General features: G+C 74.2%; 21 protein-coding genes and 2 pseudogenes. 8 read left to right on the top strand and 15 right to left on the bottom strand.

Annotated features, from left to right (window positions below; genetic code table 11):
- Positions 1-116: 116 nt before the first annotated feature.
- The 3 genes from ACH4SE_RS24935 to ACH4SE_RS24945 are packed head-to-tail and all read right to left on the bottom strand — an operon-like array spanning position 117 to position 2,016.
- Positions 117-887, bottom strand: a complete 771-nt coding sequence (locus tag ACH4SE_RS24935; RefSeq protein WP_398545682.1) for a DUF3710 domain-containing protein — start codon at positions 885-887, stop codon at positions 117-119.
- A gap of 2 nt (positions 888-889) precedes the next feature.
- Entirely contained in the window at positions 890-1,414 is a 525-nt protein-coding gene (gene dut / locus ACH4SE_RS24940) for a dUTP diphosphatase (protein WP_398545683.1), read from the bottom strand.
- Entirely contained in the window at positions 1,411-2,016 is a 606-nt protein-coding gene (locus tag ACH4SE_RS24945; protein WP_398545684.1) for a PaaI family thioesterase, read from the bottom strand. The genes dut and ACH4SE_RS24945 overlap by 4 nt, the downstream gene beginning before the upstream one ends.
- 76 nt (positions 2,017-2,092) lie before the next feature.
- On the opposite strand from ACH4SE_RS24945, the gene ACH4SE_RS24950 reads away from it, so the two are divergent.
- On the top strand, positions 2,093-2,584 hold the full coding sequence (locus ACH4SE_RS24950; protein ID WP_398545685.1) for a DUF3093 domain-containing protein: 492 nt from the start codon (positions 2,093-2,095) through the stop codon (positions 2,582-2,584).
- Between the two features lie 52 nt (positions 2,585-2,636).
- Here ACH4SE_RS24950 and ACH4SE_RS24955 read toward each other — a convergent pair whose 3' ends face one another.
- The 4 genes from ACH4SE_RS24955 to ACH4SE_RS24970 all read right to left on the bottom strand — a co-directional run bounded on the left by ACH4SE_RS24955 (position 2,637) and on the right by ACH4SE_RS24970 (position 6,074).
- Positions 2,637-3,338, bottom strand: coding sequence for a hypothetical protein (locus ACH4SE_RS24955; protein ID WP_398545686.1), 702 nt, complete (start codon positions 3,336-3,338; stop codon positions 2,637-2,639).
- Between the two features lie 67 nt (positions 3,339-3,405).
- On the bottom strand, positions 3,406-3,705 hold the full coding sequence (locus ACH4SE_RS24960) for a DUF4193 domain-containing protein (protein ID WP_031512922.1): 300 nt from the start codon (positions 3,703-3,705) through the stop codon (positions 3,406-3,408).
- Positions 3,706-4,156: 451 nt separating this feature from the next.
- On the bottom strand, positions 4,157-5,416 hold the full coding sequence (locus tag ACH4SE_RS24965; RefSeq protein WP_398545687.1) for a sensor histidine kinase: 1,260 nt from the start codon (positions 5,414-5,416) through the stop codon (positions 4,157-4,159).
- A 4-nt stretch (positions 5,417-5,420) separates the two neighbouring features.
- Positions 5,421-6,074: a response regulator transcription factor gene (locus ACH4SE_RS24970; protein ID WP_398545688.1), complete on the bottom strand. Its 654-nt coding sequence runs from the start codon at positions 6,072-6,074 to the stop codon at positions 5,421-5,423.
- A 232-nt stretch (positions 6,075-6,306) separates the two neighbouring features.
- On the opposite strand from ACH4SE_RS24970, the gene ACH4SE_RS24975 reads away from it, so the two are divergent.
- Positions 6,307-6,480 (top strand): hypothetical protein, encoded by a 174-nt coding sequence (locus tag ACH4SE_RS24975; protein ID WP_199923331.1) that lies wholly within the window; start codon positions 6,307-6,309, stop codon positions 6,478-6,480.
- A gap of 127 nt (positions 6,481-6,607) precedes the next feature.
- Here ACH4SE_RS24975 and ACH4SE_RS24980 read toward each other — a convergent pair whose 3' ends face one another.
- Both ACH4SE_RS24980 and ACH4SE_RS24985 read right to left on the bottom strand, forming a co-directional pair.
- The gene (locus tag ACH4SE_RS24980; protein WP_398545689.1) at positions 6,608-7,489 is read right to left on the bottom strand and encodes an inositol monophosphatase family protein; all 882 of its coding nucleotides are present in this window, start codon (positions 7,487-7,489) and stop codon (positions 6,608-6,610) included.
- Positions 7,490-7,493: 4 nt separating this feature from the next.
- On the bottom strand, positions 7,494-8,654 hold the full coding sequence (locus tag ACH4SE_RS24985; protein ID WP_398545690.1) for a ferrochelatase: 1,161 nt from the start codon (positions 8,652-8,654) through the stop codon (positions 7,494-7,496).
- A 125-nt stretch (positions 8,655-8,779) separates the two neighbouring features.
- Here ACH4SE_RS24985 and ACH4SE_RS24990 point away from each other — a divergent pair, with 125 nt between their 5' ends.
- From ACH4SE_RS24990 to sepH, 3 genes are all read left to right on the top strand, one after another.
- Positions 8,780-10,048, top strand: coding sequence for an MFS transporter (locus ACH4SE_RS24990; RefSeq protein WP_398545691.1), 1,269 nt, complete (start codon positions 8,780-8,782; stop codon positions 10,046-10,048).
- Positions 9,981-11,327, top strand: coding sequence for a D-arabinono-1,4-lactone oxidase (locus ACH4SE_RS24995; protein WP_398545692.1), 1,347 nt, complete (start codon positions 9,981-9,983; stop codon positions 11,325-11,327). The genes ACH4SE_RS24990 and ACH4SE_RS24995 overlap by 68 nt, the downstream gene beginning before the upstream one ends.
- Positions 11,328-11,709: 382 nt before the next feature.
- Complete coding sequence (sepH, locus tag ACH4SE_RS25000; RefSeq protein WP_398545693.1) at positions 11,710-12,777, top strand: septation protein SepH; 1,068 nt, start codon at positions 11,710-11,712, stop codon at positions 12,775-12,777.
- Between the two features lie 386 nt (positions 12,778-13,163).
- On the opposite strand, the gene ACH4SE_RS25005 is transcribed toward sepH, so the two are convergent.
- Positions 13,164-13,988 (bottom strand): sulfurtransferase, encoded by an 825-nt coding sequence (locus ACH4SE_RS25005; protein WP_398545694.1) that lies wholly within the window; start codon positions 13,986-13,988, stop codon positions 13,164-13,166.
- A gap of 135 nt (positions 13,989-14,123) precedes the next feature.
- Between ACH4SE_RS25005 and ACH4SE_RS25010 the strand changes: the two genes are divergently transcribed.
- Positions 14,124-14,897 (top strand): VOC family protein, encoded by a 774-nt coding sequence (locus ACH4SE_RS25010; protein WP_398545695.1) that lies wholly within the window; start codon positions 14,124-14,126, stop codon positions 14,895-14,897.
- Positions 14,898-14,903: 6 nt separating this feature from the next.
- Here ACH4SE_RS25010 and ACH4SE_RS25015 read toward each other — a convergent pair.
- Both ACH4SE_RS25015 and ACH4SE_RS25020 read right to left on the bottom strand, forming a co-directional pair.
- Positions 14,904-15,744 (bottom strand): annotated as a pseudogene (locus tag ACH4SE_RS25015) (ROK family protein).
- A gap of 155 nt (positions 15,745-15,899) precedes the next feature.
- A pseudogene (locus ACH4SE_RS25020) lies at positions 15,900-16,109 on the bottom strand (MarR family transcriptional regulator); the annotation flags it as partial.
- 199 nt (positions 16,110-16,308) lie between these two features.
- Between ACH4SE_RS25020 and ACH4SE_RS25025 the strand changes: the two are divergent.
- Together ACH4SE_RS25025 and ACH4SE_RS25030 are read left to right on the top strand one after the other, a co-directional pair.
- On the top strand, positions 16,309-17,469 hold the full coding sequence (locus ACH4SE_RS25025; RefSeq protein WP_398545788.1) for a Gfo/Idh/MocA family protein: 1,161 nt from the start codon (positions 16,309-16,311) through the stop codon (positions 17,467-17,469).
- Positions 17,470-17,527: 58 nt separating this feature from the next.
- Positions 17,528-18,532 carry a sugar phosphate isomerase/epimerase family protein gene (locus ACH4SE_RS25030; RefSeq protein WP_398545696.1) on the top strand — a complete coding sequence of 335 codons (1,005 nt, stop codon included), beginning with the start codon at positions 17,528-17,530 and terminating at the stop codon, positions 18,530-18,532.
- A 196-nt stretch (positions 18,533-18,728) separates the two neighbouring features.
- Here ACH4SE_RS25030 and ACH4SE_RS25035 read toward each other — a convergent pair whose 3' ends face one another.
- The 3 genes from ACH4SE_RS25035 to ACH4SE_RS25045 all read right to left on the bottom strand — a co-directional run bounded on the left by ACH4SE_RS25035 (position 18,729) and on the right by ACH4SE_RS25045 (position 21,402).
- Entirely contained in the window at positions 18,729-19,805 is a 1,077-nt protein-coding gene (locus ACH4SE_RS25035) for a Gfo/Idh/MocA family protein (protein WP_398545697.1), read from the bottom strand.
- Positions 19,790-20,443, bottom strand: a complete 654-nt coding sequence (locus ACH4SE_RS25040; protein WP_398545698.1) for a ThuA domain-containing protein — start codon at positions 20,441-20,443, stop codon at positions 19,790-19,792. Before ACH4SE_RS25040 ends, ACH4SE_RS25035 begins: the two co-directional genes overlap by 16 nt.
- 311 nt (positions 20,444-20,754) lie before the next feature.
- Positions 20,755-21,402, bottom strand: coding sequence for a thymidine kinase (locus ACH4SE_RS25045; RefSeq protein ID WP_398545699.1), 648 nt, complete (start codon positions 21,400-21,402; stop codon positions 20,755-20,757).
- Between the last annotated feature and the right edge of the window lie 38 nt (positions 21,403-21,440).

The raw sequence follows: 21,440 nt of genomic DNA on the forward strand, positions 1-21,440 counted from the left end.
CTTGCGCCTACCGCCTCAAGGACGGCCCGCCGGACCCCTCACGGCCGCGGGTCCGGACCCGGCGGTGCCGGGTCCGGACCCGCGAAGACGGCTCCTGCGGCGCCCAGCGCCGCGCGTCAGTGCAGCTCGGTGATCTCCGGGCCGCGGCGCATCGGGTCGATGCCGTCGCCGAACCGCGACTGCGGTTCGGGCGCGGCGCCCCCGTCCGGCACCATCTGGGCGTCGTTGGGCAGCTTCAGGACGATCGGGTCGCGCGGCGCCATCGGGGACTCGCCGCGCACCACCACGGTGTCGCGGAAGACCGACTCCAGCACGCCCGCGGCCTGCGGCTGCACCGCGCCCTGCCCGGAGATGACCCCGCGCAGGAACCAGCGCGGCCCGTCGCAGCCGACGAAGCGCACCAGCTGCACGCCGTTGCGCCCGTCCGGCAGCGGCACCGGCACCTGGGCGCGCAGCTCCCAGCCGAGCGGGCCCTCGACCTCGTCGACCACCCCGCCCTGCTGGGTGATGCCGGAGGCGATCTCCTCGCGGACCTCGCCCCAGATCCCCTCGGACTTGGGCGCGGCGAAGGCCTGGAGCTGCACGGCACTGTCCCGCAGCACCACGGTCGCGGCGACGATCGACTCACCGGCGACCTCGACGCGCAGCTCCATGCCCTCGACCCCGGGCACGAACAGTCCGCCGAGGTCGACCCGGCCGTCCGCCGGGTTGCTGATCTCGCTCACGTCCCACGGGCCGTCCGGCCGCGGCGCGGGCGGCAGGTTGTACCGGCGGGCGTCCCCGGAGTCGTCCGACCCGGCAGCGTCTTCGGCCGGCTCTTCGTCGGCCTCGACGGCCTCGTCGAGCTCGTCGAGGGCGTCTTCGCGCTCCTTGCGACGACGGAACACGGTCACTGTCCTTCCCGGTCTGCTACGACCGATGCGTATCCGTATCTGGACGTGTCAGCCGAGGGCGCTTCCCCCGCGGCATGACCCCCCGTGGAGCCGAAGCCCCCCGCGGCCCGGGCAGATCCGGGCAGTTCCGCCACCTCGTGGAAGCGGACCCGCTCGACCTGCTGCACGACCAGTTGGGCGATCCGGTCACCCTTGGCGAACCGCACGGACTCGCGCGGGTCGAGATTGACGACGATCACCTTGATCTCTCCACGGTACCCGGCATCGACCGTTCCCGGGGCATTCACCATGGCCACACCGCAGCGCGCGGCCAGTCCGGAGCGCGGGTGCACGAAGGCCGCGTAGCCGTCGGGCAGCGCGAGCGCGATCCCGGTCGGCAGCACGGCGCGTTCGCCGGGCGCCAGCTCGGCGGGCTCGGTGGTGGTGAGGTCGACCCCGGCGTCGCCGGGGTGCGCGTAGGAGGGCACCGGCACGGAGTCGTCGAGGCGGCGCAGCAGCACGTCCACGGGCGGGCGGGTCACGGGTTCACCTCGAAGGCGCGGGCGACCTTGACCTGGTCCGGGTCGGCCATCGCGGCCCTGATCTCCTCGGGGCGGCCGTTGTCGGTGAAGTGCTCCAGCCTGACCTCGACGAAGAGCGCGTCGGCGCGCACCGCGAGCGGCCCGTCGGGGGCACCGATCCGGCCCTCCGCGGAGCTGTAGATCTTGCGGCCGGCGACCGCGGTGCAGCGGGCCGACAGGTGCAGGGTGGCGCCGACCGGGACCGGGCGCAGGAAGTCCGACTCCAGCCGGCCGGTCACGGCGATGACCCGCAGCATCCAGCCGAGCGCGCCGAGCGTCTCGTCCAGCGCGGAGACGAGCACGCCGCCGTGCGCGAGACCCGGGGCGCCCTGGTGGGCGGGCTGCACGGTGAACTCGGCGGTCACGGTGACGCCCTCGCCGGCCCTGGCCGCCAGGTGCAGCCCGTGCGGCTGGCCGTCGCCGCACCCGAAGCACTGGTCGTAGTGCGCGCCCAGCAGCTCGCCCGGCGCCGGGGCGTCGGGGTGGCGCACCGGCGCGACGGCGTCGGCGGGGGGTGTCAGGCCGGAGCGCGGGGCCCCGGGGGGTGTCGTGGCTGAACTCACGCCCGAGACCCTACCCTCCCGGGGTCGCCGCGCGGGCGGCGCGGGCACGCACATTCGCCCGTGGCAGTCTGGTGGCATGCAGCCTTACGACGAACGCCTCACCGTCCCGCGCTCCTGGTGGTTCCTCGCCGTCGGCGTGGGCGTCGCGATGGCGCTGATCCTGCTGCCCTTCGGCCCGCTGCCGCTGCTGGCCGGCCTGGTGGTCGGCGCGGCGCTGTCGCTGATGGCGGTCAGCTCGTACGGATCGGCCCGGATCCGGGTGGTGGCCGGCTCGCTGGTCGCCGGGAAGGCCCGTATCCCGGTCGGCGCACTGGGCGAGGCGACGGTGCTGGACCGCGAGGAGACGGTGGCGTGGCGGACGTACAAGGCCGACCCGCGGGCCTTCATGCTGCTGCGCTCCTACGTGCCCACCGCCGTCCGCGTCGAGGTGACCGACCCGGCGGACCCGACGCCGTACGTCTACCTGTCGACGCGCTCGCCGCAGCGGCTGGCGGCGGCGCTGGAGGCCGTACGGGCGCAGGTCCCGGACAACACCGAGACCGCACCGGGGGCAGCCGGGGCGCTCTGAGGGCGCGCGCGGGAGGTGGCGGGCCTCTCGGGCCGTGCTGCGGTGCCTGCGGTCACAGACCGGGGCAGGGGCCGGCTTCGGACTCCGGCACCTCGGGCCAGGGGAACTGCGCGGCCCGCAGGTCGCGGCGGACCCGCTCGGCGAGCTTGCGGGTGTCGCGGCGGTTGACCACCGCTCCGACGGCCGCGCCGATCATGAACGGGGTCAGCGTCGGCGCGTTGCGCAGGGTGCGGCGCAGCAGCTGCTGGCGCACGCTGCGTTTCATGCTGCTGCCCAGGGCGACGTTGACCGTGGACAGCTTCAGCACGTCGATGCCGCGCTGCTCGGTCCAGGACCACAGATAGGCGGTGGCCCGCTCGCGGGCACCGCCGGGGACGCGCAGTCCGTAGACCTCGTGCAGCTCGGCGATCAGCTTGTACTCGATGGCCGCGACGCCGAGCGTCTCGGTGGCCAGCTCGGCCGGCATGGTCGGCGGGCTGGGCAGCATCGCGGCGGCGCCGACACCGGCGCCGACCGTCATCGTGCCCTTCACCGCGGCGGCGATCAGCCGGTCGGCGATCTCGTCGGGGCCGAGGCCGGGAAACTGTCTGCGCAGGGCGGCGAGGTCCCGCACCGGAATGCGGGGTGCCACCTCGATCAGCCGCTCCGCGACCGATCCGATCCCGGCCCTCGCGGCGCTCCCGCCCCTGCGGGCACCGCCGCGCACACCGCTCACGCCGTATCTGACGCCGCGGCCGAGGCCGCGCGCGCTCATGGCCGCGAGCGAGGCCGCACGGCCCCGCTCGGCGCCCTCACGGCCCGCCGGTGCGCCGGACACCGGATCAGGCCGCGCAGTCGCGGCAGATCGGGTTCCCGTTCTTCTCCGACGCGAGCTGGCTCCGGTGGTGGACCAGGAAGCAGCTCATGCAGGTGAACTCGTCCGCCTGGCGGGGCAGCACGCGGACCGACAGCTCCTCGTTGGACAGGTCGGCGCCCGGCAGCTCCAGGGACTCGGCCTGGTCGAACTCGTCGACGTCGACGGCGGAGGTCGTCTTCTCGTTCCGCCGGGCCTTCAGTTCTTCGATGCTGTCCTCGTTGACGTCATCGTCGGTCTTGCGTGGCGTGTCGTAATCAGTAGCCATTTTCGCTCTCCCCCTGTGGGTGTCTGCGGTGTCTCCAGCGCACGTAACGCGCGGGAGGCCGGACTTGTGCCCGACCTGAAGCGGAGATTTTGCCTCACATCAAGGCCCGTTACTCAATCGACACCCAGCCTCACCCCCGAAGAGGTGATCACGGCCGTGGCCGATCATGGTCGGCGGTGGCCGGGAATGCATCCGGCACAACCGCCAGTACGTGTACTTCCCGTGATCATGACCTGGGGAAACATGGATTTTCCGGTCTTTTCCCCAATGTCTTGATCACCGAGTGTAGGCACTGGGTAGATCGTGTGTGCGATCGCTCACAACCGCCACACGGTCGCCCCAGACCGCGAAATTACTCGCAAAGCGAACACCGACCGGGCATGTCGCGACGCTGCGTGATCACGGGCGTGACACGCTTCACATTCACCGGTCCGCGGGGACGAGGCCCAGGTCAGACCGGGATCGCCACCCTCATCACCAGGCCGCCGCCCTCGCGCGGCTCGGCGCTGATCACACCGCCGTGCGCCCGGGCCACCGAGCGGGCGATGGACAGGCCGAGCCCGACGCCCTTGTCGCTGCCCGTGCGCTCGGTGCGCAGCCGCCGGAACGGCTCGAAGAGGTTGTCGATCTCGTACGCCGGGACGACGGGACCGGTGTTCACCACGACCAGCACCGCGTGGCCGTGCACCACCTCCGTGCTCAGGTCGACCCAGCCGCCCTCGGGCACGTTGTAGCGCACCGCGTTCTGCACCAGGTTCAGCGCGATGCGCTCCAGCAGCACGCCGTTGCCCTGCACCACGGCGGGCGACAGGGCGGCGCGCAGCTGCACGCCCTTGGCCTGCGCCTCCCCGCGGGCCTGCTCCAGCGCCTGGGAGGCGGCCTCGGCCATGTCCACCGGCTTGCGGTCGATGATCGCGTTGTCGCTGCGGGCCAGCAGCAGCAGGCCCTCCACGAGCTGCTCGCTGCGCTCGTTGGTGGCCAGCAGCGTCTTGCCGAGCTGCTGGAGATCCGCGGAGGCCTCCGGGTCGGACAGCTGCACCTCCAGCAGCGTGCGGTTGATCGCCAGCGGGGTGCGCAGCTCGTGCGAGGCGTTCGCGACGAAGCGGCGCTGGGCGTCGAAGGATCTCTCCAGCCGGTCGAGCATCTCGTCGAAGGTGTCGGCCAGCTCCTTCAGTTCATCGTCCGGGCCCTCCAGCTCGATACGGCGCTTGAGGTCGGAGCTGGCGACGCTGTGCGCCGTCCTGGTGATACGTCCCAGCGGCGCCAGCACCCGGCCGGACATCATGTAGCCGAAGGCGAAGGCGATGACCGCCAGGCCGATCAGCACCAGCAGCGACCGCTTGAACATGGTGTTGAGCGCCAGGTCGCGCTGGTGCTGCATGCAGACGTTGATCGCTGCCGTGAAGTCCTGGGTGTTGGTGTTCTCGCCCGTCGGCAGGCTGGGGCAGTTGACCGGCTGGAAGGTGCCCGTGATGATCTTGAAGGGCAGCTCGCTGCCCTGCTTGATGGCCTGCGCGGCCAGCAGGTAGATCACCCACAGCAGCAGCACGCCCGCGATCAGGAACATCCCGCCGTACAGCACCGTGAGGCGTATCCGGATCGTCGGCCGCAGCCAGGGCGGCGGCCGGTCGGCGGGCTGCGGGTCCCACGGCGGGCGCGGCGGCGCCTGCGGTGCGGGCGGGGTCGGCGAGGCGGAGGAGGCGGTGGCCACGCGATCAGATCCGGTAGCCCGAGCCGGGCACCGTGACGATCACCGGCGGCTCGCCCAGCTTGCGGCGCAGTGTCATCACCGTCACCCGCACGACGTTGGTGAACGGGTCGGTGTTCTCGTCCCAGGCCTTCTCCAGCAGCTGCTCCGCCGAGACCACCGAGCCCTCGCTGCGCATCAGCACCTCCAGCACGGCGAACTCCTTGGGCGCCAGGTGCACCTCGTGGCCGTCCCGGGTGACCTCGCGGCGGTTGGGGTCCAGCCGGATGCCGGAGCGCTCCAGGACGGGCGGCAGCGCCGCCGTCGTACGGCGGCCGAGCGCGCGCACGCGGGCGGTCAGCTCGGTGAAGGCGAAGGGCTTGGGCAGGTAGTCGTCGGCGCCCAGCTCCAGGCCCTCCACGCGCTCGCTGACGTCGCCGGCCGCGGTGAGCATGAGCACCCGGGTGGGCAGGCCCAGCTCGACGATCTGGCGGCACACGTCGTCGCCGTGGACGACCGGCAGGTCGCGGTCGAGGACGACCACGTCGTAGTCGTTGACGCCGATCCGCTCCAGGGCGGCTCCGCCGTCGTAGACCACGTCAACGGCCATCGCCTCGCGGCGCAGGCCGGTGGCAACCGCGTCGGCGAGCAGTTGCTCGTCCTCGACGACCAGTACGCGCAAGGCGCTGTTCCTTCCGTGAGCTGTGTGGATTCCCGTCCATCCTGCACCGGGGACCGGTAAATCGGCGGTAAGGGCGGAACCCGTGGAATTTCCGCGGTGTCCGGGAGGTTTCCGCCGCGGGCACGGCGGGGAGTACGACTGCACACCCACCCACCACGCCCGTCGCGTGCCGTCACGCGCGGCATCTGGCTTGGCACGCGGCGCGTGCCAACGGAGACGAGGAGGGGGCGCCATGGACGCGTTCACCACCGGAATCCTGCAGCGCATACACACCACGGAGTCCGATCTGCGCAGGGCTCGCGAGACGGGCGACGACTTCCTGGCCGAGGTCGAGCAGGGAGAGCTGGACGACCTGCGCCGGCTCGCGGCGGAGCACGGCGTGGACGTACGGCCCAAGGTCGCCTGACCCCGAAGCCGCACGCCCCGGCCCCTGGAGGGAGCCGGGGCGTTCGCATGTCCGGGCCCGGCCGCCGCCCGGCCACCGGGGCCCTGGGGGCCGCGCTGACGGCCTCGCGGCCGCCGCCGGGTCCCCGTCAGTCGTGCCAGGCCCCCAGGTCGTCCAGCAGCCGCTGGAGCGGCTCGAACAGGCCGGCGGGGGCGGCGACGGTCAGCTCGCCGGAGGGACGCTCCCCCGGCCGGCCGCCGGTGAGGGCGCCCGCCTCCCGGGCGAAGAGGTCGCCCGCGGCGAGGTCCCACGGGTTCAGGCCGCGCTCGTAGTAGGCGTCCAGCCGCCCGCAGCCCAGGTCGGCGAGGTCGATCGCGGCCGAGCCCGCCCGCCGGATGTCGCGGACCTGCGGGATGAGCCGGCGGGCCACCTCGGCCTGGGCGGTGCGCCGGCCGGTGAGGTAGCCGAAGCCGGTGGCGACGAGGGCCTGCGCCATCTCCGGCGCCGGCCGGCAGTGCGCGCGCACCCCGTTGACGAAGGCGCCGCCGCCCAGCACGGCCTGGTAGGTCTCGGCGCGCATGGGCGCCTCGACGACGCCGACGACGACCTCGCCGTCCTTCTCCGCGGCGATGCTGACCGACCACGACGGCAGGCCGTACAGGTAGTTCACGGTGCCGTCGAGCGGGTCGACGATCCAGCGCACGCCGCTGGTGCCGGCGGTGCTGGCGCCCTCCTCGCCGAGGATGCCGTCGTCGGGGCGGGAGCGGGCGATGCGGTCCGCGATGAGCTTCTCGGCCGCGATGTCCATCTCGGTGACGACGTCGATGGGGCTGCTCTTGGTCGCGGCGACGCCCAGGTCGGCGGGGCGGCCGTCACGCAGCAGCGCGCCGGCGCCGCGCGCGGCGTCCAGCGCGACCTCCAGCAGTTCGGCGTACAGCGCGCCGTTGTCGGCCGGCGGCGGTGTGCTCACGTCGTGCTCCTCGGGTCGGGGGATCCGGTCGCGGCGACCGGGTGCGGTCGGGGGCGCCATGCGCTCAGTCCAGGCCCGCGGCGGCGGGCCGCGGGGAGCGGGCGGGGCAGCAGCCGCGCGGGCAGACGTCGTGGCTCGGGCCGAGCGCGCCGAGCGCGCAGCGCTCGACGGCCTGGCCGCGCTCGGTGGCGGCCCGCTCCAGGACCAGCTCGCGCACGGCGGCCGCGAAGCGCGGGTCGGCGCCCACGGTGGCGGCGCGGGCGACCGGCAGGCCGAGTTCCGCGGCCTTGGCGGCGGCCTCGGTGTCCAGGTCGTACTTCACCTCCATGTGGTCGGAGACGAAGCCGATGGGCACCATCACGACGGCGGGGGCGCCGTCGGCGTGCTGCTGCTCCAGGTGGTCGCAGATGTCGGGCTCCAGCCAGGGAACGGTCGGGGCGCCGCTGCGCGACTGGTAGACGAGCTCCCAGGGGCGGTCCACGCCGTCCGCGGCCCGGACGGCGTCGGCGACCAGCCGGGCGGTGTCCAGGTGCTGGGCGACGTAGGCGCCGCCGTCGCCGTGGCCCTCGGCCGGGCCGGAGGTGTCGGCGGCCGCGGTGGGGATGGAGTGGGTGGTGAAGGCCAGCCGGGCGCCGGCCCGGACCTGCGGCGGGAGCTCGGCGAGCGCGCTGAGGGTGGCGTCCGCCATGGGCCCGACGAAGCCCGGGTGGTTGAAGTAGTGCCGCAGCTTGTCGACCTGCGGCAGGGCGCGGCCCTCGGCGGCGAGCACGGCCAGGGCGTCGGCGAGGTTCTCGCGGTACTGCCGGCACCCGGAGTAGGAGGCGTAGGCGCTGGTGGCCAGGACCAGCACGCGGCGGTACCCGGCGTCGGACATCTCGCGCAGGGTGTCGGTCAGGTAGGGCGCCCAGTTGCGGTTGCCCCAGTGGACGGGCAGGTCGAGGCCGTGCTCGGCGAAGTCCTTGCGCAGTGCGTCGAGCAGCTCGCGGTTCTGCGCGTTGATCGGGCTGACGCCGCCGAAGAGGAAGTAGTGCCGGCCGACCTCCTTGAGGCGTTCCCTGGGGATGCCCCGGCCGCGGGTGACGTTCTCCAGGAAGGGCACGACGTCGTCGGGCCCCTCGGGGCCGCCGAAGGACAGCAGCAGCAGGGCGTCGTAGGGCGCCGGGCCGCTCGTCGGCGCGCCGGCCCCGGGCGCGGGGGTGTCGGGCGTGGGTGACTGCTCTGGCATGGCTCCGATCCTGCCACCCGGGAGCCCCGCCGCCCGACCTGCCCCGGCCCGCATAACCGGTGTTCACCGGCCGCTTCGCTCCGTAAGCTGTATGGACCACCAACAGTCCTTACGGGAGCACCGCCGTGACCAGCCCCTATCGTGCGATCTTCGCCGCCCCGGGCAGCCGGGCGTTCTCCGCGGCGGGGCTGGTCGGCCGCATGCCGCTGTCCATGCTCGGCATCGGGATCGTCACGATGATCTCCCAGGTCACCGGGCAGTACGGGCTGGCGGGCGCCCTGTCGGCGACGACCGCGCTGTCGGGCGCGGCGATCGGCCCGCAGGTCTCCCGGCTGGTGGACCGCCACGGGCAGGCACGGGTGCTGCGGCCCGCCGCGGCCGTGACCGTGCTGTCGGTCGCGGTGCTGCTGCTGGGGGTGCGGGCCGGGGCACCGCACTGGGTGTTCTTCCTCGGCGCCGCCGGGGTGGGCGCGACACCGAGCCTGGGGGCGATGGTGCGGGCCCGCTGGTCGGTCATCCACCGCGAGGCGCCGGAACTCCTCCACACCGCTTATTCGTTCGAGTCAGTGGTGGACGAGATCGTCTTCATCGTCGGCCCGATACTGTCCGTCGGCCTGTGCACGGTCTGGTTCGCCGAGGCGGGGCCGCTCCTGGCCGCCGCCTTCCTGGGCATCGGCGTGCTGCTGCTGGCCGCGCAGCGCGGTACCGAGCCGCAGCCGCATCCGCGCGCCCACCACGCGGGCGGCTCGGCGCTGCGGGCCCCGGGCATGCCGGTGCTCATCGTCGTCTTCGCGGGAATGGGCGCGATGTTCGGCGCGGTCGAGGTGATCACGCTCGCCTTCGCGGACGAGCGCGGCCACAAGGCGCTGGCGAGCCTGGTGCTGGCCACGTACGCGCTCGGCTCGTGCCTGGCGGGAGTCGCCTTCGGGCTGGCGCAGCCGCGCGGTACCGCACGCGGCAGGTTCCTGCTGGGCGTCACGTTGATGGCGGTGAGTATGATCCCGCCACTACTGGTCGGAAACCTGGTGTTCCTGGCCGTGGCGCTGTTCGTCTCCGGACTCACGATCGCCCCCACGATGGTGACGGCGATGAGTCTCGTCGAACGGCTCGTGCCGCGGGCGCGGCTGACCGAGGGCATCACGTGGACGTCCACGGGCCTGGCGGTCGGGGTGTCCCTGGGGGCCGCGCTCGCCGGTCGGGTGACCGACGCGCACGGCGCCTCGACGGCGTTCGCGGTACCCGCCGGCGCGGCTTTCCTGGCCGCGGCGGCGGCGGGACTCGGGTACCGCCGGCTGCGGCCGGCGCCGGAGCGGGAGGACGTGCACGGTGACGACGACGGCGACGAGGAGCTGGGCCCGATCAGGGCGCTCGAAAGACACGGCGACGTGGCGTAACTGGGCCGGGAACGTCGCCGCGCGCCCGGTGCGCAGCGTCGCGCCCGCCTCCCCCGACGAGCTGGCCGCCGTGCTGCGCAAGGCCGCGGAGGACGGGCTGACGGCCAAGGCGGTCGGCTCCGGGCACTCCTTCACGTCCACCGCGGCGACCGGCGGGGTGCTGATCCGCCCCGAGGGCCTCACGGCGATCCGGTCCGTGGACCGCGCCGCCGGCACCGTGACGGCCGAGGCGGGCGTGCAGCTCAAGCACCTCAACGCGGCGCTGGCCGCCGAGGGGCTGTCGCTGACCAACATGGGCGACATCATGGAGCAGACCGTGGCCGGCGCGATCAGCACCGGCACCCACGGCACGGGCCGCGACTCCGCCTCCATCGCCGCACAGGTCACCGCGCTGGAACTGGTCACCGCCGACGGCTCGGTGCTCACCTGCTCCGCGGCCGAGCGGCCCGAGGTCTTCGCGGCCGCCCGCGTCGGGCTGGGCGCGCTCGGCGTGGTCAGCGCGGTCACCTTCGCCGTGGAGCCGGTCTTCCTGCTGACCGCGCGCGAGGAGCCGATGCGCTTCGACCGGGTGATGTCCGAGTTCGACGCGCTCGCCACCGAGAACGAGCACTTCGAGTTCTACTGGTTCCCGCACACCGACAACTGCAACACCAAGCGCAACAACCGCAGCCAGGGACCCGCGGCGCCGCTGCCCGCCGTCCGCGGCTGGATCGACGACGAGCTGCTGTCCAACGGCGTCTTCCAGGCCGCCTGCGCGCTCGGCAGGGCCGCGCCCGGCACCATCCCGGGCATCGCCCGGATCTCCAGCCGGGCGCTGTCCGCCCGCACGTACACCGACATCCCCTACAAGGTCTTCACCAGCCCGCGCCGGGTGCGCTTCGTGGAGATGGAGTACGCGCTGCCGCGCGAGGCCGCGGTGGACGCGATCCGGGAGCTGAAGGCGACGGTCGAGCGGTCCGACTTCCGGATCAGCTTCCCGGTGGAGGTACGCGTCGCCCCCGCCGACGACATCACGCTGTCCACGGCGTCCGGCCGGGACAGCGCGTACATCGCCGTGCACATGTACCGAGGCAGCCGCTACCGGGAGTACTTCACCGCCGTCGAGCGGATCATGACCGAACGGCAGGGCCGGCCACACTGGGGCAAGATGCACACCCGCGACGCCGACTACTTCCGCACCGTCTACCCGCGGTTCACCGAGTTCACCGGTCTGCGCGACCGGTTGGACCCCGGACGGCTTTTCGGTAACGACTACCTCCGCCGGGTGCTGGGTTCGTAGGTCTTCGCCCTTTTTATCCAGCGGCGTTCACTCCCCCGAGTGAGACGCGTCACCCAACTCCCGCCCGGCGCACCACAATCGGCGGCGCGGCAGCCACCCTGCGGTGGCCCAAATGGAGTACCGTGACGATTCCGTGCTCCCGGTGCCCGTCCGGTCGCTCGGACGGATGGGAGGTAGCTGCGACCGCAGACGCCCCGCCGCGTGGCGTAAGGTCACCCAGAGTGGCCAATCGTCCACCTTCCCATAACGGGGTGTCACCAGACAGGGACGACACGCCGGGCAACTCTGCAAGGTTGTGGCAGGCTGCACCCGGGAAGGCCACACTCGTCCAACGGGAGCAGCGACGCACCCGACGTCGGCAGGCACCATCCGGGAGGTAACCGTGCCCGAACTGCGCGTCGTGGCCGTCAGCAACGACGGCACACGACTGGTGCTCAAGGCTGCCGACAGCACGGAATACACGCTCCCCATCGACGAGCGGCTGCGCGCCGCCGTGCGCAACGACCGGGCCCGCCTCGGCCAGATCGAGATCGAGGTCGAGAGCCATCTGCGGCCCCGCGACATCCAGGCGCGGATACGCGCGGGTGCCTCCGCGGAGGAGGTCGCACAGCTCGCCGGCATCCCCGTGGAGCGGGTCCGCCGCTTCGAGGGGCCCGTGCTGGCCGAACGCGCCTTCATGGCCGAGCGGGCCCGCAAGACCCCCGTCCGGCGGCAGGGCGAGAGCACCGGCCCGCAGCTCGGCGAGGCGGTGGCCGAACGGCTGCTCATGCGCGGCGCCGAGAAGGAGACGGTGCTGTGGGACTCCTGGCGGCGTGACGACGGCACGTGGGAGGTGCTCCTCGTCTACCGCGTGGCCGGCGAGCCGCACTCCGCGAGCTGGACGTACGACCCGCCGCGCCGTCTGGTCCAGGCCGTCGACGACGAGGCCCGGTCGCTGATCGGCGAGACCCCGCAGACACAGGCGCAGGAGCCGAGCTTCCCGTTCGTGCCGCGGATCGCCCGGCTGCCGCGCGAGCGGACGATGGACCGCGCGCTGGAGCGCCCGGAGCGGCCGGACCGCGCCGCGGCGGAGCGCGCGCGGGCCGAGGAGCGCGGGGCCGCTGCCGCGGCGGAGGCGGAGGAGCGGGATTCGCTCACGAGCCTGCTGGAGGCCGTACCGAGCTTCCGCGGCGACATGGTGGTGCCGGCGCCTCCGGCGGCACCGGAAGCGCCGGCCCCGGAACAGGGGCCCGCGGCCGAGGCCGAGCAGGAGACCGCGGCCCCGGCCGCCTCCGCGGGGTCCGCGTACGCGGACGTCCTCATGCCGCGGGCGGTCGCGGGGCACCGCGACCGGCTCGTCGGGACGACCGACCGGCAGGCCGAGGCGGACGGCGTCCGCCCGGGCCGCCGGGCGACGGTCCCGAGCTGGGACGAGATCGTCTTCGGCAGCCGCCGCAAGAAGCAGGAGTAACCCCCCGGGGTTCACCCCTCGCCGCCGCCGCACGCGATCGGGCTTCCCGTGACCGTGCGGTGGTGCGCCTGGCCGCCGTTGCGGCGCAGGAAGGCCTCGCGCCGGGCGCGCCAGGGGCGCGGGGAGCCGCGCGACATGCCGGCGCGGCGCGCCGTGCCCCGCCACGCACCCGGCCCGGAAGGGGACTTCGAGTCGCTCCGGGCCACCGGACCGCGGGTGAAGCACGGCACCTGCCGGGACGCGCCGTGCGCCGCCACGCATCCCGGCCCGGAAGGGGACCTCTGGTCGCTCCGGGCCACCGGACCACGGGGGAAAACACGACGGGACACGGTTCGCCGCGCCTGGCCTGCCCCGCGCGGAAGCCGAGTCCGCGCGGGGCAGGGTGGTCAGACGGGGCCCGGGCCCGTCTCGACGGGGAGGCCGGACGCGGTCCATTCGCTCCAGGAGCCGGGGTAGAGAGCCGCGGTGACGCCCGCCTGCGCGAGGGCCAGCACCTCCTGCGCGGCGGAGACACCCGAACCGCAGTAGACGCCGACCTCCGTTCCGGGTACGGCCCCCAGCGCGGTGAAGCGGGCGGCGAGGTCCCCGGCCGGCAGGAACGTGCCCTCCGCGGTGACGTTCTCGGTCGTGGGGGCGTTGACGGCGCCCGGGATGTGCCCGGCGACCGGGTCGATCGGCTCGACCTCTCCCCGGTAGCGCTCCCCGGCGCGGGCGTCGAGCAGCAGGCCGCTGCGGGCGAGTGCGGCGGCCCCGGCGGCGTCGAGGACGGGCATGCCGCCGGGCTCCGGCGTGAAGTCGCCCTCTCCGGGCGGGGGTTCCTCCGTGGAGAGCGGGTGGCCGGCGGCCCGCCAGGCGGCGAGGCCGCCGTCGAGCACCTTGACGCGGTGGTGGCCGGCCCATCGCAGCAGCCACCAGGCGCGGGCCGGGCCCCAGCCGTTGCCGTCGTCGTAGACGACGACGTCGGATCCGGCGCTGACACCGGCGCGCCGCATGGCGGCGCCGAACTCCTCGGCGTCCGGCAGCGGGTGGCGGCCGCCGGCGCCCGGCGGTGCGGCGAGTTCGGCGTCCAGGTCGACGTAACGGGCACCGGGGATGTGCCCCTTGGCGTACTCGCCGTGGCCGGACGGCCCGCCCATCCTGTAGCGCACGTCGAGCAGGACCGGCGGCACGGGAGCGGCGGCGAGTCCGTCCGCGGTGATCAGGAAATCCATAGGCCTATTGTGGAGGCCCGGCACGCGCTGCGGCGCGGCCAGAGCGCGTACCGCCGTCCGTGGTGCGACGATCGCTGTGCCGGCTCCCGCGGAAAGCCGGGCAGGCAGCGGGCTGCCCACGAGGAGATCGTTCGCATGACCACCGAGGTACGGCACCGGCGGGCGCCGGGCACTCCTTGCTGGGCCAGTCTCATGGCGCACCGGGCGGACCGGACGCGGGAGTTCTACGCGGCCCTGTTCGGCTGGGAGTTCTCGCCGGGGCCGCCGCAGCTCGGCGCGTACACGCTGGCGGAGAAGGACGGGCTGCGGGTCGCGGGGATCGGCGAGGGCTCCGCGGAGCCGCACCGGCCCGTGTCCTGGACGACGATACTGGCCACCGACGACGTGGACGCGGCCGCGGAGCGGGTGCGCGAGTGCGGCGGCACGGTGGGGATCGGGCCGCTGAACGCCGGTGAGGACGGCCGGCTCGCGATCGCCGTGGACCCCGCAGGCGCGGTCTTCGGCATCTGGCAGGGCGGCCTGTTCAGCGGCGCGGACGTCACGGGGGTGCCGGGCAGCGTGGGCTGGAGCGAGCTGCTGACCTACGAGGCGTCGACGGCCGGGAAGTTCTACGAGGCGGTGTTCGGCCTCGCGGTGGAGCAGGCCGGCGAGCAGGACGAGGACCGCGCGGTCCTCGTGACCGGCGGCAACGCGGTCGCCGGCGTCCGCGGGCTGGGCCGCGCGCTGCCGCGCGACCGCGGGGCGCACTGGATGACGAGCTTCGCCGTCGCGGACGTTGACGCCGCGGCGCACCTGGCCGTGCGGCTGGGCGGCCGCGTCCTGACCGCCCCGCACGCGGGCCCGCACGGGCCCACGGCGGCGCTGGCCGACCCGGAGGGCTCCCCCTTCTCGCTCGTCAGCCTGCCGTAGCGGCGCTCACACCAGCAGCTGCGGGGCGGCGCTCGGCACCAGACCCGCCGCGCCGCGGACCTCGGCGCCGGCGACGAGGCGGCCGGTGGCGATCTCGATGCCGCGGGCGGCGGAGGGCAGGGTGTGCCGCTCGATGCCGGCCCTGAGCGGTTCGAGCAGGTCCTCGCCGGCCGCGGCGAGGTCGCCGCCGACCACCACGAGCCGCGGGTTGACCAGGGTGGCCAGCGCCCGGCCGACCGCGTCGCCGGCGTCCCGGACGGCGCGCAGCGCCCCGGTGTCGTGCTGCTTGACGAGCGCGAGCAGGTCGCGCGGGGCGACCGTCCGGCCCCAGCTCCGGCTGAGCAGCCGGGCGATGGCGACGGGGCTGGCGACGGTCTCCAGGCAGCCGCGGTTGCCGCAGCGGCAGATGATCCCGTCGGCGACGAGCGGCAGGTGGCCGATCCCGCCCGCGAGGCCGCGCGCCGAGCAGCAGCCGCCCGTTGCTGACCGGCCCCGCGCCGATACCGGCGGACAGCCGGACGTAGACCATGTCGTCGACCTGCCGCCCCGCGCCGTACATCAGCTCGGCGAGCGCGCCGGCGTCGGCGTCGTTGGTGACGCGGACGGGCAGCCCGGTGCGGCCGCGCAGCTCCTCGGGCAGGCGCAGGCCGACCCAGCCGGGCATGATGCCCTCGGCGCCCAGCTCGCCGCTGCCCTCCTCGACCGGCGAGGCGATGCCCGCGCCGATGCCGAGCACCCGGTCGCGGTCGACGCCGGCCTCCCGGACGGCGCGCCCGACGAGCACGGCGACGAGGTCGAGGGTCTCGCCGGGGCACGGTCGACGTCCTTGGCGACCCAGTGCTCCCACAGCACCGTGCCGGACAGGTCGCTGAGGACGACGCGGACGTGCTGGTGCCCGATGTCCGCGCCGATCGCGTCACCGGCGCCGGGTACCGGGGACAGGGTCCGGGCGGGACGGCCGGTACGCCACGGCCCGGGGACGCCGCTGCCTTCCCGGTGCGCCTCCTCGGTGACGAGTCCGGCCGCGACGAGGTCGGCGACCAGCGAGGACACGGTGGCGCGGGACAGCCCGGTGACCCGTACCAGCTCGGGGCGGCTGATGCGCGGCGCGGCGTGCGGCGCCTCCAGCACCCGGAGCCGCCCGACCTCGCGCAGGCTGACCGGTGTGTCGATGGTGACTCCCGTGGTGTGCCGGGTGACGCCGCGGGTCATCGGTCCGCAGCGCGGCGTCCTCTTGCGTCAGGCCCGTCAAGAGCCTTGACTTATGTCGAACTTCGGGCAGAAACTCGCGAACCATTCTCCCCAAAGCGCCGAGTTTCCGTCGATCCCGGATGAATATCGATGCACGGCCGCGCGCCGTCCGAGGAGGACACACGTGACGACGACAGACCCGCAGCCCCTGCGGATCGGCATGGTGGGCCATGCGTTCATGGGGGCGGCGCACTCGCACGCGTGGCGCACCGCGGGCCGCTTCTTCGACCTGCCGCGGCCGGTCGAGCTGACCGCGGTGTGCGGCCGCTCCGCCGACCGTGTCGCGCGGGCCGCCGAGCGCTACGGCTGGCAGTCCTACGAGACGGACTGGCGCGCGCTGGTCTCCCGGCCGGACATCGACGTGGTGGACATCTGCACGCCCGGCGACAGCCACGCGGAGATCGCGCTCGCGGCGCTGGCCGCGGGCAAGCACGTGCTGTGCGAGAAGCCGCTGGCCAACTCGGTGCGGGAGGCCGAGGACATGGCGGCGGCGGCCGCCGCCGCCTCGGCCGCGGGCGTCCGTTCCATGGTGGCCTTCAACTACCGCCGGGTGCCCGCGCTGGCGCTCGCCCGGCGGCTGGTCGAGGAGGGCCGGCTCGGCCGGATCCACCAGGTGCGCGCGCAGTACCTGCAGGACTGGCTGGTCGACCCGGAATTCCCGCTGGCCTGGCGGCTGCGCAAGGACCGCGCGGGCTCCGGGGCGCTGGGCGACCTGGGCGCGCACAGCATCGACGTGGCGCAGTACCTGACGGGCCGGCGGATCTCGTCGGTGGGCGCGGTGCTGGAGACGTTCGTCACCGAGCGCCCGCTGCCGGCCGCCTCCAGCGGCCTGTCCGGCACCGCGGGCAGCGAGCGCGGCCAGGTGACGGTGGACGACGCGGCCCTGTTCACCGCGCGCTTCGAGGGCGGCGCGATCGGCGTGTTCGAGGCGACGCGCTTCGCCACCGGGCACAAGAACGCGATGCGGATCGAGATCAGCGGCTCGGCCGGCAGCCTGGCCTTCGACGCGGAGTCGATGAACGAGTTGTCCTTCCACGACCGTTCCGAGGACCCGGCGACCGCGGGCTTCCGGCGCATCCTGGTGACCGAGGACACCCACCCCTACGTGCACGCCTGGTGGCCGCCCGGCCACCTGATCGGTTACGAGCACACCTTCACCCACCAGGTCACGGACTTCGTGACGGCGATCGCCGAGGGCCGCGACCCGGAGCCGTCCTTCGCGGACGGGCTCCAGGTGCAGAAGGTGCTCGCCGCCGTCGAGTCCAGCGCGGCCGCGCTGGGCGTGCACATCCCCGTACAGGGCGCTCCCGTGGCTCCCTGACGCCCGGCTTCCGCCCCGCCGCCAACTCCCCCCGCCCCCTGTTCCCGGAGGACGCACCATGGCACGACCCGTCACGCTCTTCACCGGCCAGTTCGCCGACCTGCCCTTCACCGAGGTGTGCCGGCTCGCCTCGCAGTGGGGCTACGACGGCCTGGAGATCGCCTGCTGGGGCGACCACTTCGACGTCGAGGCGGCCCTCACCGACGACGGCTACCTGCCGCGGCTGCGCGAGACGCTGGACCGGCACGGGCTGAGGTGCTGGACGATCTCCTGCCACCTGACCGGGCAGGCGGTGTGCGACCACCCGATCGACGAGCGGCACCAGGGCATCCTGCCGGCCCGGATCTGGGGCGACGGCGAGCCGGAGGGGGTGCGGCAGCGCGCGGCCGAGGAGATCAAGAACACCGCGCGGGCGGCGGCCGCCTTCGGCGTGGACACGGTCGTGGGCTTCACCGGCTCGTCGATCTGGCACACCGTGGCGATGTTCCCGCCGGTGCCGCCGGAGATGATCGAGCGCGGCTACCAGGACTTCGCCGACCGCTGGAACCCGATCCTGGACGTCTTCGACGAGGTCGGCGTGCGCTTCGCGCACGAGGTGCACCCCAGCGAGATCGCCTACGACTACCACACCACCGTGCGGACGCTGGAGGCCATCGGCCACCGCCCCGCCTTCGGGCTGAACTTCGACCCGAGCCACTTCGTGTGGCAGGACCTCGACCCGGTCGGCTTCCTGTGGGACTTCAGGGACCGCATCTACCACGTCGACTGCAAGGAGTCCGTCAAGCAGCTGAACGGGCGGAACGGCCGCCTCGGCTCGCACCTGCCCTGGGGGGACCCGCGGCGCGGCTGGGACTTCGTGTCCACCGGGCACGGCGACGTGCCGTGGGAGCCGGTCTTCCGGATGCTCAACAGCATCGGCTACGCCGGGCCGATCTCGGTCGAGTGGGAGGACGCCGGCATGGACCGCACGCTCGGCGCCCCGCAGGCCCTCGCGCACGTGCGGGCGCTGGCCGCGATCGAGCCGCCCGCGGCCTCCTTCGACTCGGCCTTCAGCTCCTCCTGACACCCGCCCTCCGGCACGTGCCGGCCGTGACCCGCGACCGCGCATCTGCCGGATGAGTCTGGCCGCTGCCCGGCGCCTTCTCCGGACACCGGTCGGCACGGCGACGGGGGAACGGGAAACGGGAAGGCGGCGGCGGTACCGACCCCCCGACCGGTCCCTCCGCCGCCGCTTTCCGCCGCCCCCGCCTGCGCGAGCGCTACGTGAGCGGCACCGCCGCCGGACGCTCGCAGCTGGTGGCGACCGGCAGCGACCGGCCCTCGTGCGCCGCGTCGAGCAGGGTGAGCATCACGTCGAGGACGTGCTCGGCGAGTTCGCCCGACGCCAGGTGCGGGCGGCCGGCGGCCACCGCGTCGGCCAGGTCCGCGAGCCCGGTGCCGCGCCCGGCACCGCGGTGGCCCGCGGAGACCGGCAGCTCCCGCCAGGCGCCGCCGGTGAAGAGCTCCACCGGGCCGTCGAAGCCGTTCGGATCCGGCACCCCGAGCGAGCCCCGTGTGCCGTGCACCTCGATCCGCGGCAGGTGGGCGGCATGGATGTCGAAGCTCATCACCAGCGTGGACAGCGCGCCCCCGGCGTGCTCCAGCACGCCCGTGACGTGCGTGGCGACCTCGACCGGGAAGCGCTGCCCGGCCCGCGGCCCGCTGCCGATCTCCCGCTCGGCGCGCGGGGTGCTGGCGGCGCCGGTGACCTTGACGACCGGGCCGAGCAGGTGCACCAGCGCCGAGAGGTAGTACGGCCCCATGTCCAGCAGCGGGCCGCCGCCCGGCCGGTAGTAGAACTCCGGGTCCGGGTGCCAGGCCTCGTGGCCCGCGGTGGTCATGAAGGCGGTCGCGGCCACGGGGCGGCCGATCAGCCCGTCGTCGACGGCCTTGCGCGCGGTCTGGGTCCCGGTGCCGAGGACGGTGTCCGGCGCGCTGGCGACCCGTACGCCCGCGGCGCGCGCGGCGGCCAGGACGGCGGTGGCCTCCGCGCGGGTCGTGGCGAGCGGCTTCTCGCCGTAGACGTGCTTGCCCGCCGCGATCGCGGCGAGCGCGACCTCGGCGTGCACGGCGGGGACGGTCAGGTTGAGCACCGCGTCCACGTCCTCGCGGGCGACGAGTTCGGCGACGCCGCCCGCGACCTCGGCACCGGCTGCCGCGGCGGCCTCCTTGGCGCGTCCGGGGTCGAGGTCGGTGACCGCCGTCAGCCGCAGGCTCTCCAGCCGGGCGAGGGTGCCGAGGTACTGCCCGCTGATCTTGCCGGCACCGACCATGCCTATCCTCAGCGGCTCGCCCACAGCAGACCCCTCTCGGTGATCGTCCGCACCTCGGGCACGTCGAAGTCGTCGGCCTTGTGGCCGATGGCGGAGACGAAGACCCGTCCCGCGCCGTGCGTCCTGGTCCACACCTGCGGCATGACCACGTCCCGCGCGCGGTCGCCCGCGGCAGGGAAGACCGAGGTGGCGAGCACCTCGCTCGCCGGGTCGGTGGACATGAAGTAGTGCTCGGTGTGCACCGCGAAGTCCTTCAGGCCCGCGGTGATCTCGTGGCTCCCGCCCACCAGTTCGACGGTGTAGTCGACGAAGCCCGGAGGGTGCATGAGGAACTGGCCGCCGGTCAGCTGGGCGTAGTCCAGGTCGCCGCGGAAGGAGTCCAGGACCCCGCCGTGCCAGCCGGCGAAACCGGTGCCCGCGCGCACCGCGGCGGACAGGCCCCGGCTCTGCTCGGGGGTGATCGCGCCCATCGACCAGCACTGGACGACCAGATCGGTGCCGGCCAGCAGGGCGTCGTCGCTGTAGACGTCGAGTGAGTCGGAGATCTCGACGGTGAAGCCCCGGTCCTCCAGGAAGGGCAGGAAGAGGCCGGTGATCTCCACCGGGCTGTGGCCTTCCCAGCCGCCCCGGACGACGAGGGCCTTCCGTACGGATTCGGTCACGGGTGTTGCACGCTCCCATCGGTGTTGCACAGCAGGGCCCGCAGGCCGTGGGCCGGCGGTTCGGGTACGGGGTACACGTGCGCGGCGGCTTGTCGAGGCCGGCCCGTGGCCGGGCGCCTCGCCGGGGCGCGGGACCCCGCCCTCCGCCACGACCGTACCCGGCCCGGGCTGGTGCGCCGGAGGCCTGGTGCCGGCCGCCTCCTGCACGCCGAAGGCACGGCCGGAGTGTCCGCGGCCGGCGTCGCGGCCCGCGCGACCGGGCCGACCGCCGCGGCCGCGGGCCCGTGGCCGCCGTGCCGGGGGGCGCGGTGTCAGGCGCCCGGTACCGGCAGCACGTCGGGCGAGAGGGCCCCCGCGCCCGCCGAGGCGCTCGTCATCCGGCGCCGGTGGTGGCGGCGGCACAGCACCTCGTAGCCGACCTCGGCCTGCTGGTCGACGTCCCCGACCACCACCTGCGCGCCTTCCACCACCATCTGCCCGCCGACCGTGCGGGCGTTGTGCGTGGCCCGCGCGCCGCACCAGCACAGCGCCTCGACCTGCAGCGCCTCGATGCGGTCGGCGAGTTCGATGAGCCGCTGGGAGCCCGGGAAGAGCCGGGTGCGGAAGTCGGTGGCGATACCGAAGGCGTAGACGTCCACGTCCAGCTCGTCGACGGCGCGGGCGAGCTGGTCGATCTGCTCCGGGGCCAGGAACTGCGCCTCGTCGACGACCACGAAGTCCGCGCGGCCGCCGCGGCTTATCAGCGCGACCAGATGCGCGTAGAGGTCCATGCCGTCCACCGCCTCGACCGCGTCGGTGACCAGTCCGAGCCGCGACGACAGCTTGCCCTCCCCCGCGCGGTCGTCCTTGGTGAAGATGACCGCCTGCAGGCCGCGCGAGGCGCGGTTGTGGACGATCTGCAGGGCGAGGGTGCTCTTGCCGCAGTCCATCGTTCCGGAGAAGAAAACCAGCTCGGACATGGCGGGGCAGCGGCCTTTCGGTGGACGGACGGGGGCGG

Origin of the sequence: Streptomyces sp. NPDC020983 (assembly GCF_044333485.1) — a bacterium.
Lineage (GTDB): Bacteria > Actinomycetota > Actinomycetes > Streptomycetales > Streptomycetaceae > Actinacidiphila.